Genomic DNA, 13,570 nt, shown 5'->3' with positions numbered 1-13,570 from the left:
TCACGCCTCCTTCGGGTCGACAGGGCCGGCGGACGGACGGCGGGTGCGGCGGAGCGGCGGCTTGGCACCCAGGCTCTTCGGATCGAGGCCGGACCACTTGTGGCCGCTCGCGAAGAACTTGCGGCGGGCCATCAGCGTGAGCAGCGGCTTGGTGAAGAGGAACACCACCACCACGTCGAGCAGGGTGGTCAGACCCAGCGTGAACGCGAAGCCCTGGACCTTGCCGACGGTGACGATGAAGAGCACCGCCGCGGCGAGGAACGACACGAAGTCGGAGACCAGGATGGTGCGCCGGGCGCGCGGCCAGCCACGCTCGACCGCGGGGCGCAGCGAGCGTCCTTCGCGGATCTCGTCGCGGACGCGTTCGAAGTACACGATGAACGAGTCCGCCGTGATGCCGATGGCGACGATGGCTCCGCAGACGGCCGGCAGGTTCAGCGCGAAGCCGATGGTCGGGCCGAGCAACGCCATGATCACGTACGTCAGGCCCGCGGACACCAGCAGCGAGGCGACGGCGATGAACGACAGACCGCGGTAGTAGAGCAGCAGGTAGAGCACGACCAGCGCGAGGCCGATCGCGCCGGCGATCAGACCGGCCTTGAGCTGCTCACCGCCGAGCGCGGCGGTGACGGTGGTGACGCTGTCCTCCTTGAAGCTCAGCGGCAGGGCACCGTAGGACAGCATGTTGGCGAGGCTCTGCGCCTCTTCCTGGTCGAAGCTGCCGGAGATCTCCGCGTTGCCGCCGGTCAGGGCCTGGCTGACGTACGGGTCGGAGACGACCTCGTTGTCCAGGACGATGGCGAACTGGTTCTGCGGGGACTGGTTCTGGGCCAGCTGGCCGGTGATGTCCGCGAACTTCTTGGAGCCGGAGTCCGTGAACTTCATCGTGACGGTCCAGCCGGCGGCGGTCTGCGTGTTGAAGACCGCCTGGGCCTTGTCGACGTCGGTGCCGTCGACCGCGGCGGGGCCGAGGATGTACTTCTGCCACTGGCCCTGCGAGTTCTGGCCGCAGGCCACCGTCGAGTCGCCGGGCTTGGCGCCGTCGCCGGCCTTGGCGCGGTCCGCCTTCTTCGTGCAGTCGAGGGCCGCGTACTGGGCCTGGAGCTTGGCGGCCGCGTCGTCGCCGGAGGCGCTGGCACTCGGGGACGGGGAGGCGTCGCCGGTGGCCTTGCCGGAGGCGGACGGGCTGGGGTCGGCCTTCAGGGCGTCGGTGACCGCGCGGCCCTGGGTGGTGGCACTGGCCGAGGCGGCGTCGGACGGCGAAGAGCTCGCCTTCTCGTCGGTCGCCTTGTCGGTGTCGGTCGCCTTGTCGGTCGCCTTGTCGGTCGCCTTGTCCGAGGCGCCGGAGGCGCTCGGCGTGGGGCTGCCCGTCGCGGCGGCACCGGAGAGTTCGGTGGCGAGGACCGGACGGAAGTAGAGCTTGGCGGTGGTGCCGACCTGGGCCCGGGCTTCCTTGGAGTTCGTACCCTTGGGGATGTTGACGATGATGTTCCGGTCGCCCTGGGTCTGAACCTCGGCCTCGGAGACACCCAGACCGTTGACACGGTTGTTCATGATGTCAACGGCGGTGTCCATGTTGGTCTTGTTGATCGCGGATTCCTGGCCGGGTTCCGAGACCGCCCTGAGGGTGATGCTCGTGCCGCCGGCCAGGTCGATCCCGAGACGCGGAGTCGTGTGTCCGGAGGCGAACATGCCTCCCGTGAGCGCCGCGATGACGATCACGATCAGGGCCAGCGAGCGCCCGGGCTTGCTCTGAGCGCTCGCGGTCTTTCCCTTTTTAGGTGCTACCACCTGTTCGTACTCCCTCTCGAGCCGCGTCACGCCGGGACGGCGCACCGGCGGCCATCACATGGTGTGGGGATCCGCGCGACGCGCGGGGTGCACGGGAACGGTCCGCGCACCTCGGGGCGCGGCTACTTCGCCTCGGAGCCGCCGTCGGACTTCTTCGGCTGCTCGTCCGCCTTCGCCTCGGCGGGCGCGGCGTCGGCCGTCGGCTCGTCGGCCGCGTCCTTCTTGCCGAGGTCGACGGACTTGTCGTCGGACTCGTCGGCGGCCGGGGCGTCGGTCTCGGTGAGGGAGGAGGCGTCGTCCGGAACGACGTCGGCGTCGGACTTCAGGTCGTGCTCGATGCCGTGGACGATGCGGTTGTACTCGTCGTCGGTGAGGACGGCACCGATGGAGTTCTTGGCGAAGAGCAGCTCGACGCCCGGACCGGCGTCGAGGAGGACCGTGTCCTCGCTGACCTCCTTGACCGTGGCGTACATGCCCCCGATGGTGCGGACACCGGAACCGGGCTGCATCTGGTTCCGCATGTCGGCGGCCTGCTGCTGCTTCTTCTTCGCCGACCGGGTCATCAGGAACATGGCCCCGATGAGCACGATGAACGGGAGGAGGGTCACGAGACTCACGGGTCGGTACTTCCTTCACACGACCGCGATGGTGAGCGGCCTGATGGTTGGGGGTGTGTGCGCCGCCGACAGGGGCGGCATCGGCGGAGTCTAAGCGAGTCCGCGCGCATGGAACAACGCTCAGCATGGCACCGGGGTTCCTGCTCCGGCGAATGTCCTCGTCGTGACGGGGGCGTCACGCCCCGAACAAGTCCCCTTGTCCGTTTCCGGAATTCTGCGCACGCGGCGGGGTGAGGCCGAGATGCGCCCATGCTGCCGGGGTCGCGACCCGTCCGCGAGGGGTGCGGGCCAGGAGGCCCTCCCGTACGAGGAAGGGTTCGGCGACCTCTTCCACTGTCTCACGCTCCTCCCCCACGGCGACGGCGAGCGTGGAGAGGCCGACCGGACCGCCGCCGAACAGCTTGAGCAGCGCCTGCAGCACGGCCCGGTCGAGGCGGTCCAGGCCCCGGGCGTCGACCTCGTAGACCGCGAGGGCGGCGGCGGCGATCTCCTGGGTGATCACTCCGTCGGCCTTGACCTGGGCGTAGTCGCGGACGCGGCGCAGCAGTCGGTTGGCGATGCGGGGGGTGCCGCGGGAGCGGCCGGCGATCTCTGCGGCGCCCGCGGGGTCGATCTCGACGTCGAGCAGGCCCGCGGAGCGGTGGACGACGCGTTCCAGCTCGGGCGGTCCGTAGAACTCCATGTGCGCGGTGAAGCCGAAGCGGTCGCGCAGCGGGGGCGGCAGCAGGCCCGCGCGGGTGGTGGCGCCGACCAGGGTGAACGGGGGAAGTTCGAGCGGGATCGCGGTGGCGCCCGGCCCCTTGCCGACGATGACGTCGACGCGGAAGTCCTCCATCGCCATGTAGAGCATCTCCTCGGCGGGCCGGGACATGCGGTGGATCTCGTCCAGGAAGAGGACCTCGCCCTCCTGGAGGGAGGAGAGGATCGCGGCGAGGTCTCCGGCGTGCTGGATGGCGGGGCCGGAGGTGATGCGGATCGGCGCGCCCATCTCGGCCGCGATGATCATGGAGAGGGTGGTCTTGCCGAGGCCGGGGGCGCCGGAGAGCAGGACGTGGTCGGCCGTGGCCCCCCGGGCGCGTGCGGCGCGCAGCACCAGGTCGAGCTGCTCACGGACCTTCTCCTGGCCGATGAACTCGCCCAGGTCCTTGGGGCGCAGGGCCGCCTCCACGGCCTGGTCCTCGCCGTCGGCGACCGAGCCCACCAGCCGCTCTCCGGCGGCCTCGGCGTCGGTCGTGTCGTCCCAGTTCATGAGGTGTGCCTCGGCTCTCGCTACGGACTATCGGGCGCGGTTCAGTGTCTGCAGGGCTGCCTTGAGCAGCTGCCCCACCTGGGGCGTGCCGCCGGCGGCCTCCGCCTGGGGCGCCACGGCGGACACGGCCTCGTCGGCCTCTCGGGTCGCGTACCCCAGACCGATCAGGGCGGCGTGCAGCTGGTCGCGCCAGCCGGCACTGACCGGGGCGCCGACGGCGGGGGACCCGACGGGTGCGCCGAGGCGGTCCTTCAGTTCCAGGAGGAGTTTCTGGGCGCCCTTCTTGCCGATGCCCGGCACGGCGGTGAGGGCCTTCTCGTCCCCGGTGGAGACGGCTCGGCGCAGGGCGTCGGGGCTGTGCACGGCGAGCATGGCCTGCGCCAGGCGGGGGCCGACGCCGCTGGCGGTCTGGAGCAGCTCGAAGACCTGGCGTTCGTCGTCGTCGGCGAAGCCGTACAGCGTCAGGGAGTCCTCGCGGACGACGAGGGAGGTGGCGAGCTTGGCGGGCTTGCCGACGCGGAGGGTGGAGAGCGTGTTCGGCGTGCACTGGACGGCCATGCCGACACCGCCGACCTCGACCACCGCGGTGTCGGGGGCGAGGGCGGCGACCGTGCCGCTGACGAAGGCGATCATGCCGTGTGGCCTTTCGGTGCGTGCGGGGCTTTGGGGGTGCGCGGGTTCCTCGGGGCCTGGAGGACCCGGGAGGCGTGCTGGGCGGCGGCCTGCTGGAGCCGGTTCTGCGCGGGGGCGCGCCAGATGTGGCAGATGGCCAGGGCGAGCGCGTCGGCGGCGTCGGCGGGCTTCGGGGGCGCGGCCAGCCGCAGCAGGCGGGTGACCATGGCGCCTACCTGGGCCTTGTCGGCGCGTCCGCTGCCGGTGACGGCGGCCTTGACCTCGCTCGGGGTGTGCAGGGCGACGGGGATGCCGCGGCGCGAGGCGCACAGGATGGCGACGGCGCTGGCCTGTGCGGTGCCCATCACCGTGCGGACGTTGTGCTGGCTGAAGACGCGCTCCACGGCGACGAACTCGGGGCGGTGCTCGTCCAGCCACTGCTCGATGCCCTGCTCGACGGCGACGAGGCGGTGGCCGAGGTCGGCGTCCGCGGGGGTGCGGACGACGCCGACGCCGAGCATGGTCAGCGGCCTGCCCGCGACGCCCTCGACGACACCGATGCCGCAGCGGGTCAGCCCCGGGTCCACCCCCAGTACACGCACGCCTACGCCCTCCCGTCGATCACCTGTTTGTGCAGGCTATCGGGTGCCACCGACAACGGCGGCGGGCCGGGGGACGTGTCCCCCGGCCCGCCGGGATGCCGCTGCGTGTGCGGACGCTACGCGTCGACCTTCTCCATGACCTCGTCGCTGACGTCGAAGTTGGCGAAGACGTTCTGCACGTCGTCGCTGTCCTCGAGGGCGTCGATCAGCTTGAAGATCTTCCGGGCGCCTTCCTCGTCCAGCTCGACCTGCATGGTCGGGACGAAGTTGGCGTCGGCGGACTCGTAGTCGATGCCGGCGTCCTGGAGGGCGGTGCGCACCGCGACCAGGTCGGTGGCCTCGCTGATGACCTCGAAGGTCTCGCCGAGGTCGTTGACCTCCTCGGCGCCCGCGTCCAGGACGGCGCCGAGCACGTCGTCCTCGCTCAGCTCGCCCTTGGGGACGATCACGACGCCCTTGCGGTTGAACAGGTACGACACCGATCCCGGGTCGGCCATGGAGCCGCCGTTGCGGGTCATGGCGACACGGACGTCGGAGGCGGCGCGGTTGCGGTTGTCGGTGAGGCACTCGATGAGCACCGCGACACCGTTGGGACCGTAACCCTCGTACATGATCGTCTCGTAGTCGGCGCCACCGGCCTCCAGGCCGCCGCCGCGCTTGACCGCGGAGTCGATGTTCTTGTTGGGGACCGACTGCTTCTTCGCCTTCTGGATGGCGTCGTACAGCGTCGGGTTGCCCTCGATGTCGACGCCGCCCATGCGCGCCGCGACCTCGATGTTCTTGATCAGCTTCGCGAAGAGCTTGCCGCGCTTGGCGTCGATCACGGCCTTCTTGTGCTTCGTCGTAGCCCATTTAGAGTGGCCGGACATCTGCCTGTCTCCTTCGCGTAACCCATCTCTGCAACGAACGCAGGAATCCTACAAGGACTCCGCCGCCCGGTTCGCGCGCACCATGTCGGCGAAGAGGCGGTGGACGCGGTGGTCGCCGGTCAGCTCCGGATGGAACGACGTGGCCAGCGCGTTGCCCTGGCGGACCGCGACGATGTGGCCGTCGTGCTCGGCGAGCACCTCGGCCGCCGCGCCCACGGACTCGACCCAGGGGGCGCGGATGAAGACGCCCTCGACCGGATCGCCCGCCACGCCCGCGATGTCGACGGCCGCTTCGAAGGACTCGTTCTGCCGTCCGAAGGCGTTGCGGCGCACGATCATGTCGATGCCGCCGACGGTCTCCTGGCCCGAGCGCGGGTCGAGGATCTTGTCGGCCAGCATGATCATGCCGGCGCAGGTGCCGTAGACGGGCATGCCGTCGCGCACGCGCGCGCGGAGGGGCTCCATCACGCCGAAGAGGACGGCCAGCTTGGAGATGGTGGTGGACTCGCCGCCGGGCAGGACGAGGCCGTCGACCTCGGCGAGTTCTTCGGGGCGCCTGACCGGCCTGGCCACGGCATCGGCCGCGGCCAGGGCGACGAGGTGCTCCCGTACGTCGCCCTGGAGGGCCAGGACGCCGATGACGGGGGTGTCACTCATGGGTTCGGTGCCTTACCAGCCGCGGTTGGCGTAGCGCTCGGTCTCGGGGAGGGTGTCGCAGTTGATGCCGACCATGGCCTCGCCGAGGTTGCGGGACGCGTCCGCGATGATCTTCGGGTCGTCGTAGAAGGTGGTGGCCTTCACGATGGCGGCGGCGCGCTTGGCCGGGTCGCCCGACTTGAAGATGCCGGAGCCGACGAAGACGCCCTCGGCGCCGAGCTGGCGCATCAGCGCGGCGTCGGCGGGGGTGGCGACGCCGCCGGCGGAGAACAGGACGACCGGGAGCTTGCCCAGCTCGGCGACCTCGCGGACCAGCTCGTACGGGGCGCGCAGCTCCTTGGCGGCGGCGTACAGCTCGTTGTTGTCGTAGCCGCGCAGGCGGGCGATCTCGTTCTTGATCTGGCGCAGGTGGCGGACGGCCTCGACGACGTTGCCGGTGCCGGCCTCGCCCTTGGAGCGGATCATGGCCGCGCCCTCGGCGATGCGGCGCAGGGCCTCGCCGAGGTTGGTGGCGCCGCAGACGAAGGGGGTCGTGAAGGCGAACTTGTCGCTGTGGTTGACCTCGTCGGCCGGGGTGAGGACCTCGGACTCGTCGATGTAGTCCACGCCGAGGGACTGCAGGACCTGGGCCTCTACGAAGTGGCCGATGCGGGACTTGGCCATCACCGGGATGGAGACCGCGTTGATGATGCCCTCGATCATGTCCGGGTCGGACATGCGGGCCACCCCGCCGTCCTTGCGGATGTCGGCCGGGACGCGCTCCAGGGCCATGACGGCGACGGCGCCCGCGTCCTCGGCGATCTTCGCCTGCTCCGGCGTGACGACATCCATGATCACGCCGCCCTTGAGCTGCTCGGCCATGCCGCGCTTCACACGGGCGGTGCCGGTCTCGGGGGCCTGGTTTTCGGAGAGCGTGCTGGACACGGGTACCTCGCTGAAGAGAAAGGGGGTTTCTGCAGCACTGAGGAAACGCGATTGGACCAGGCCACAGCAAGGGCCAATGGGCAGCCGGTGGATCCTTTTGCGGGGCGAAGGGGCCGAAACGGCGGCTAGGCGCCCCTGTCCACCAGCGCGGCCGGGGGCTCGTCGTCCATCTCGAAGGCCAGCGGGAAGGGGGCGTGTCCGGCCAGCCGGAACCAGCGGACCTTGCGGTGTTCGCGCAGGCGGCGCGCGGCGCCCACGGCGTCGTTGTGGAAGCGCCGGGCCATCGGCACCCTGCGGACCGCCTCGGTCAGTTCGCGGGCGGCCTCCTCTCCCCCGGGCGCCTCGCGCACCGCCTCCACCTGCCGGGCGTCCTCGAACACCGCCCGCAGGGCCTGGCTCAGCTCGCTCTCGGCGACCTCGCGCTGCTCCTCCTCGGCCTGCCGGGCGGCGTGCGCGGCCTCGTACAGGACGATCGAGGCGGCCGGGTCGAGCACGCCCGAGGTGGCCAGTTCCTGGGCCACGGAGGCCCTGCGCAGCAGCTGGGCGTCGAGCGCGGCACGCGCGGCGTCGATGCGGGCGTGCAGGCGGTCCAGCCGGCCCGCCGTCCAGCTGAGGTACAGGCCGATCGCGATGAGGACGACCAGGATCCAGATGAGGGTTGGAGTCACGGGCGGCAACCCTAACGCTCCGCTGGGTGGGCGATGGGGGCGGGCACCGGGGGCTGCCGCCCCCGGACCCCCGCTTTCGGCCTGGACGGCCTCGTCCTCATACGCCGGACGGGCCGAAACAGCCCGTCAGGACCGCAGCCCCCGCTCTCAGTCCTTCGCCGCCAGGCCGAATCTCGCGCGCAGGCCCGTCGCCCGGTCGTCCGCCGCCACCGCCGCCGCTCCCGCCGTCACCGTCTCGTAGACGGACAGGATGTCCGCGCCGACCGTCGACCAGTCGAAGCGCCGTACGTGCGCGCTGCCCCGTTCCCGCAGCACGGCCCGGCGCTCCGGGTCGGCCAGCAGCCGTACCGCCGCGTCGGCCAGCGCGTCGGCGTCCTCGTTGGCGAAGAGCTCGCCGGCCGCCCCCTGGTCGAGGACCTGGGCGAAGGCGTCGAGGTCGGAGGCGAGCACGGGGGCGCCCGCCGACATGGCCTCGACGAGGATGATGCCGAAGCTCTCGCCGCCCGTGTTGGGCGCCACGTACAGGTCGACGCTGCGCAGGAAGCGGGCCTTGTCCTCGTCGCTGATCATGCCGAGGAACTCCACCCGGGAGCGCAGCTCGGCGGGCAGGGACGCCACCGCCTCCTTCTCGTCGCCGCGCCCGGCGACCAGCAGCCGGACCCCCGGACGCGCCGCGAGGATCTTCGGCAGGGCCCCCATCAGCACCGGGAGCCCCTTGCGGGGTTCGTCGATGCGCCCGATGAAGCCGATCGTGTCGCCCTGCCAGGCGGGGTTCGGCTCGGCCCCGGCGAAAAAGCCGACGTCGACGCCGTTGGGGATCACGACCGCGTCCCCGCCCAGGTGCTCGACGAGTGTGCGGCGGGCGTACTCGCTCACCGCGATCCGGGCGCTGATCTTCTCCAGGGCCGCCTGGAGGATCGCGTAGGCGGCGATCATCGCCCGCGAGCGCGGGTTGGACGTGTGGAAGGTGGCCACGATCGGGCCCTGCGCCGCCCAGCAGGTCAGCAGGCCCAGCGACGGCGAGGTCGGCTCGTGGATGTGGATGACGTCGAACGCGCCGTCGTGCAGCCAGCGCCGTACCCGGGCCGCCGACAGGAAGCCGAAGTTCAGGCGGGCCACCGAGCCGTTGTACGGCACCGGTACCGCGCGCCCGGCCGAGACGACGTACGGCGGCAGCGGGGTGTCGTCGTCGGCGGGTGCGAGGACCGACACCTTGTGCCCGAGGCGGATGAAGTACTCGGCGAGGTCGCGGATGTGGAACTGGACGCCGCCCGGCACGTCCCACGAGTACGGGCAGACGATGCCGATCCTCACGACGCGTCCCGCTCGCCGGCGGTGGGTGCCTTGGCCGGGTCGAGGTCCTTCAGCCACAAGCGCTGCAGCATGTGCCAGTCCTCCGGATGGTCGGCGATCCCCGTGGCGAAGGCGTCGGCCAGCGCCTGTGTCATGACAGACGTCTTCTCGCGCCGGGTACCTGACTCGGGTACCTCGACCGGCGGATGGACCCGGCCCCGCATGACCGGCGAGTCGTCGTACCAGAGCGTCACCGGTAGCAGCCGTGCGCCGGTCTGCTGGGCGAGCAGGGCGGGGCCGGCCGGCATGCGGGCCGTCTCGCCGAAGAAGTCGACCTCCACGCCGGAGGCGGACAGATCCCGGTCGGCGACCAGGCAGACCAGGCCGCCGTCCCGCAACCGCCGGGCCAGCGTGCCGAACGCGGTGCCGCCGCTGTGCGGGAGGACCTCCATGCCGAGGCCCTCGCGGTAGGCGACGAAGCGGTCGTAGAGGGTCTCCGGCTTGAGGCGCTCGGCGACCGTCGTGAAAGGGATGCCCAGCTTGGTGGTGACCCAGGCACCGGCGAGGTCCCAGTTGGCCAGGTGCGGCAGGGCGAGTACCACGCCCTTGCCCGCGTCCATGCCCTCGGTCAGGTGGTGCAGGTCCTCGGGGACGAACCCCGCCTTGACGCGCTCGGCGCTCCAGGCGGGCAGCCGGAAGGACTCCATCCAGTAGCGCAGGTACGAGCGCATGCCCGCGCGCGACAGCTCGGCCAGCCGCTCCGGGCTCGCGCCCGGCACCACGCGCGCGTAGTTGCTCTCCAGCCGCCGCACACCCGTGCCGCGCTGCTTCCAGGCGAGGTCCGCGACGGTACGGCCGAGCCGCACCGCGGCCGGCTCGGGGAGCTTCTTGACGGTGCTCCAGCCGGCGCCGTACAGAGCGTCGGACAGCCGGTCCCGAGCGCTCACTTCGCCGCCTCGGTGCCCTGGTTCTCCTGCGCGGCGGCGTCCGCCTCGGCGGACTCCCGGCGGACCGTGACGACACGCTGGACCAGCGTGACGAGGCTGCCGACGGCGACGATCCACAGGGCGATCGGCAGCAGGTACTGGATGCCGGGCACGCCGAACTTGTGCAGTCCCGCGAAACCGGCCGCGACCAGGGAGACGACGAGGCGCTCGGCGCGCTCGACCAGCCCGTTGACGGCGACCGGAAGGCCGATCGCCTCGCCGCGCGCCTTGGTGTACGACACCACCTGTCCGCTGGCCAGGCAGAAGATCGACACGGCGCACAGCACGTTGTCGTCACCGTGCCCCGCGTACCAGAGGGCGAAGCCGCCGAAGATCGCGCCGTCGGCGACCCGGTCCAGGGTGGAGTCCAGGAAGGCGCCCCAGCGGCTGGAGCGGCCGAGCTGGCGTGCCATGTTGCCGTCGACGAGGTCGGAGAACACGAACAGCGTGATCACGACCGTGCCCCAGAAGAACTCGCCCATGGGGTAGAAGACCAGCGCACCCGCGACCACACCGGCGGTGCCGATCAGCGTGACCGTGTCCGGGCTGACGCCCCTGCGGATGAGAAACGCGGCGAACGGTGTGAGGACACGCGTAAAAAATGCACGCGCGTACTTGTTCAGCATGGCCTTCCCGACGGTCGGTGTGGCCGCGCGGCCCTTGCTGGCCACCGGCTGGCCCATCGTAGTCACGCGCGCGCGTGCACGGCGGACGGGCACCCGAACCCCGGGCTCCGCGGCCGGTGGGCGCCGGGGCCGGGGCCGTCGTACGTCCGTCGTATGGACGCGGCGTGACGGGAGTGGGAATCTCGAAGGACCGCGGGCGTCGCCGGAGCCGCCAGTGCACGCGGTCCCGCGCGTCCGCGCCCACAACGACCTCACCGTGCACGGGAGGCAAGGACATGGGCGACAAGGCACATACCCACCCCGGAGCCGCCGGCAGGGCAACGGCGGCCGACCACCCCGCGTCCGTACGGAATGTGGTGCTGGTCGGCCACTCCGGATCGGGCAAGACGACTCTGGTGGAGGCTCTCGCGCTGACCGCGGGAGCGGTGAACCGGGCCGGCCGCGTGGAGGACGGCGGCTGCGTCTCGGACTACGACGAGATCGAGCACCGGCAGCAACGCTCGGTACAGCTCTCCCTGGTGCCGGTGGAATGGGACGGCATCAAGATCAATCTGCTGGACACTCCCGGATACGCCGACTTCGTCGGTGAGCTCAGGGCCGGTCTGCGCGCCGCGGACGCGGCCCTCTTCGTCGTCTCGGCCTCCGACGGGGTGGACGGCTCGACCCGCATGGTGTGGGAGGAGTGCGCGGCCGTCGGCATGCCGCGCGCCATCGTCGTCACGCACCTGGAGGCGGCGCGGGCCGACTTCGAGGAGATGACGCGGATCTGCGCCGACGCGTTCGGCGCGGACGACCCCGACGCCGTACTGCCGCTGTACCTGCCCCTGCGGGGCCCGCAGGGGCCCGACGGGCACGCGCCCGTGACGGGGCTGATGGGGCTGCTCACGCAGCGGCTGTTCGACTACTCCTCCGGCGTGCGCGAGGAGTCCGAACCCGTCGGGGACCAGCTGCCGCTGATCGACGAGGCCCGCAACCGGCTCATCGAGGGGATCATCGCGGAGAGCGAGGACGAGACCCTCATGGACCGCTACCTCGGCGGCGAGCAGGTCGACGTCAGGACACTGATCCAGGACCTGGAACGGGCCGTCGCGCGCGGCGCGTTCTTCCCCGTTCTGGCCGCCGCTCCCGCCGCCGAGGGCGCCCGGCAGGGACTGGGCACCGTCGAGCTGCTGGAGCTGATCGTCCGCGGCTTCCCGACGCCGTTGGAACGCGAGGCACCCCGGGTGACCACCCCCGACGGCTCACCGCGCGAACTGCGGATGTGCGACCCCGACGAGTCGCTGGTCGCGGAGGTCGTGAAGACCTCCTCCGACCCGTACGTCGGCCGGATCTCGCTGATCCGCGTCTTCTCGGGCACCCTGCGTGCCGACCAGACGGTGCACGTCTCCGGGCACGGGCTGGCCGACCGCGGTCACGAGGACCACGACGTCGTCGAGCGGATCGGCGCCCTGACGACGCCGTTCGGCAAGCAGCAGCGGCCGGTCACGCACGTGATCGCGGGCGACCTGGCGTGCGTGGCCAAGCTGAGCCGCGCGGAGACCGGGGACACGCTGTCGGCCAAGGACGACCCGTTGCTGATGGCGCCCTGGGAGATGCCCGACCCGTTGCTGCCGCTCGCCATCCAGGCGCACAGCAAACCCGACGAGGACAAGCTCTCCCAGGGGCTCGCCCGGCTGGTCGCCGAGGACCCGACGATGCGGCTGGAGCAGAACCAGGACACCCACCAGGTGGTCTTGTGGTGCCTGGGCGAGGCCCACGCGGACGTCGCCCTGGAGCGGCTGCGCAGCCGGTACGGCGTCCAGGTCGACGTCGTACCCCACCAGGTGTCCCTGCGGGAAACCTTCGGGAGCCGGGCGGCCGGGCGCGGGCGGCACGTCAAGCAGTCCGGCGGGCACGGGCAGTACGCCATCTGCGAGATCGAGGTGGAGCCGCTGCCGGGCGGTTCGGGCATCGAGTTCGTGGACAAGGTGGTCGGCGGTGCGGTGCCCCGGCAGTTCATCCCGTCGGTCGAGAAGGGCGTGCGGGCGCAGGCCGCCAAGGGCGTCGCCTCGGGCCATCCGCTGATCGACGTCCGCGTCACGCTGCTGGACGGCAAGGCGCACTCGGTGGACTCCTCCGACGCCGCCTTCCAGACGGCCGGCGCGCTGGCGCTGCGGGAGGCCGCGGCCGACGCCCGGATCCATCTGCTGGAGCCGGTGGCCGAGGTGAGCGTGCTGGTCGGCGACGACTACGTGGGCGCCGTGATGAGCGACCTGTCGGGGCGGCGCGGCCGGGTGCTCGGCACCGAGCAGACCAGCGGCGGGCGGACCCTGATCCGGGCCGAGGTGCCCGAGATCGAGATCGGCCGGTACGCGGTGGACCTGCGCTCCCTGTCGCACGGCACCGCACGCTTCGACCGCCGCTACGCACGGCACGAACCGATGCCGCAGCAGGTCGCGGAGCGGCTGCGCGAGGAGGTGCACGCGACGTCGTGACGGTGCTCGAACCGGCGTGGGCCGCCCCGCGCCGGAGGCCCGCCGCCCCGGCGCGCGACGGCGCACCCGGCGTCAACCGGCGCGCGCGGGGGCGCCTTTGGCCGTCCGGTGACGCACGCCGACTGCTGCGGATACGCTGATGACCTGATCAACAGGTGTGCGGGGCAGGGAAGTCGGGAAGGCCGCAGGAGCGACAGTGGTG

13 protein-coding genes are annotated in these 13,570 nt (G+C 71.6%); 1 reads left to right on the top strand and 12 read right to left on the bottom strand.

Going from position 1 to position 13,570, the window contains the following annotated elements:
* The 12 genes from secD to pgsA all read right to left on the bottom strand — a co-directional run bounded on the left by secD (position 1) and on the right by pgsA (position 10,951).
* On the bottom strand, positions 1-1,791 hold the full coding sequence (gene secD / locus IEZ05_RS15195) for a protein translocase subunit SecD (RefSeq protein ID WP_189230740.1): 1,791 nt from the start codon (positions 1,789-1,791) through the stop codon (positions 1-3).
* Positions 1,792-1,913: 122 nt separating this feature from the next.
* Positions 1,914-2,408: a preprotein translocase subunit YajC gene (yajC, locus tag IEZ05_RS15190; RefSeq protein WP_189230618.1), complete on the bottom strand. Its 495-nt coding sequence runs from the start codon at positions 2,406-2,408 to the stop codon at positions 1,914-1,916.
* Between the two features lie 175 nt (positions 2,409-2,583).
* Positions 2,584-3,657: a Holliday junction branch migration DNA helicase RuvB gene (ruvB, locus tag IEZ05_RS15185; protein WP_189230617.1), complete on the bottom strand. Its 1,074-nt coding sequence runs from the start codon at positions 3,655-3,657 to the stop codon at positions 2,584-2,586.
* 27 nt (positions 3,658-3,684) lie between these two features.
* Entirely contained in the window at positions 3,685-4,290 is a 606-nt protein-coding gene (ruvA, locus tag IEZ05_RS15180; RefSeq protein ID WP_189230616.1) for a Holliday junction branch migration protein RuvA, read from the bottom strand.
* Positions 4,287-4,871 (bottom strand): crossover junction endodeoxyribonuclease RuvC, encoded by a 585-nt coding sequence (gene ruvC / locus IEZ05_RS15175; RefSeq protein ID WP_189230615.1) that lies wholly within the window; start codon positions 4,869-4,871, stop codon positions 4,287-4,289. The genes ruvA and ruvC overlap by 4 nt, the downstream gene beginning before the upstream one ends.
* A 116-nt stretch (positions 4,872-4,987) precedes the next feature.
* The gene (locus IEZ05_RS15170; protein WP_189230614.1) at positions 4,988-5,740 is read right to left on the bottom strand and encodes a YebC/PmpR family DNA-binding transcriptional regulator; all 753 of its coding nucleotides are present in this window, start codon (positions 5,738-5,740) and stop codon (positions 4,988-4,990) included.
* Between the two features lie 48 nt (positions 5,741-5,788).
* A complete protein-coding gene (pdxT, locus tag IEZ05_RS15165; RefSeq protein ID WP_189230613.1) occupies positions 5,789-6,397 on the bottom strand; it encodes a pyridoxal 5'-phosphate synthase glutaminase subunit PdxT in 609 nt (202 codons plus the stop codon).
* 12 nt (positions 6,398-6,409) lie between these two features.
* Complete coding sequence (gene pdxS, locus IEZ05_RS15160; RefSeq protein WP_189230612.1) at positions 6,410-7,321, bottom strand: pyridoxal 5'-phosphate synthase lyase subunit PdxS; 912 nt, start codon at positions 7,319-7,321, stop codon at positions 6,410-6,412.
* Positions 7,322-7,446: 125 nt separating this feature from the next.
* Positions 7,447-7,989 carry a LemA family protein gene (locus IEZ05_RS15155; protein WP_189230611.1) on the bottom strand — a complete coding sequence of 181 codons (543 nt, stop codon included), beginning with the start codon at positions 7,987-7,989 and terminating at the stop codon, positions 7,447-7,449.
* Between the two features lie 147 nt (positions 7,990-8,136).
* The gene (locus tag IEZ05_RS15150) at positions 8,137-9,303 is read right to left on the bottom strand and encodes a glycosyltransferase family 4 protein (RefSeq protein WP_189230610.1); all 1,167 of its coding nucleotides are present in this window, start codon (positions 9,301-9,303) and stop codon (positions 8,137-8,139) included.
* Positions 9,300-10,229: a phosphatidylinositol mannoside acyltransferase gene (locus IEZ05_RS15145; protein WP_189230609.1), complete on the bottom strand. Its 930-nt coding sequence runs from the start codon at positions 10,227-10,229 to the stop codon at positions 9,300-9,302. The genes IEZ05_RS15150 and IEZ05_RS15145 overlap by 4 nt, the downstream gene beginning before the upstream one ends.
* On the bottom strand, positions 10,226-10,951 hold the full coding sequence (gene pgsA / locus IEZ05_RS15140) for a phosphatidylinositol phosphate synthase (RefSeq protein ID WP_189230739.1): 726 nt from the start codon (positions 10,949-10,951) through the stop codon (positions 10,226-10,228). The genes IEZ05_RS15145 and pgsA overlap by 4 nt, the downstream gene beginning before the upstream one ends.
* Before the next feature lie 218 nt (positions 10,952-11,169).
* Here pgsA and IEZ05_RS15135 point away from each other — a divergent pair, with 218 nt between their 5' ends.
* Positions 11,170-13,368 carry an elongation factor G-like protein EF-G2 gene (locus tag IEZ05_RS15135; RefSeq protein ID WP_189230608.1) on the top strand — a complete coding sequence of 733 codons (2,199 nt, stop codon included), beginning with the start codon at positions 11,170-11,172 and terminating at the stop codon, positions 13,366-13,368.
* The last annotated feature ends 202 nt before the right edge of the window (positions 13,369-13,570 follow it).

It is taken from the genome of Streptomyces flaveolus (assembly GCF_014648815.1).
Classification (GTDB): Bacteria; Actinomycetota; Actinomycetes; order Streptomycetales; family Streptomycetaceae; genus Streptomyces; species Streptomyces flaveolus.
The sequence above is the reverse complement of the archived record's forward strand: the minus strand, read 5'-3'. Positions and strand labels throughout refer to the sequence as shown.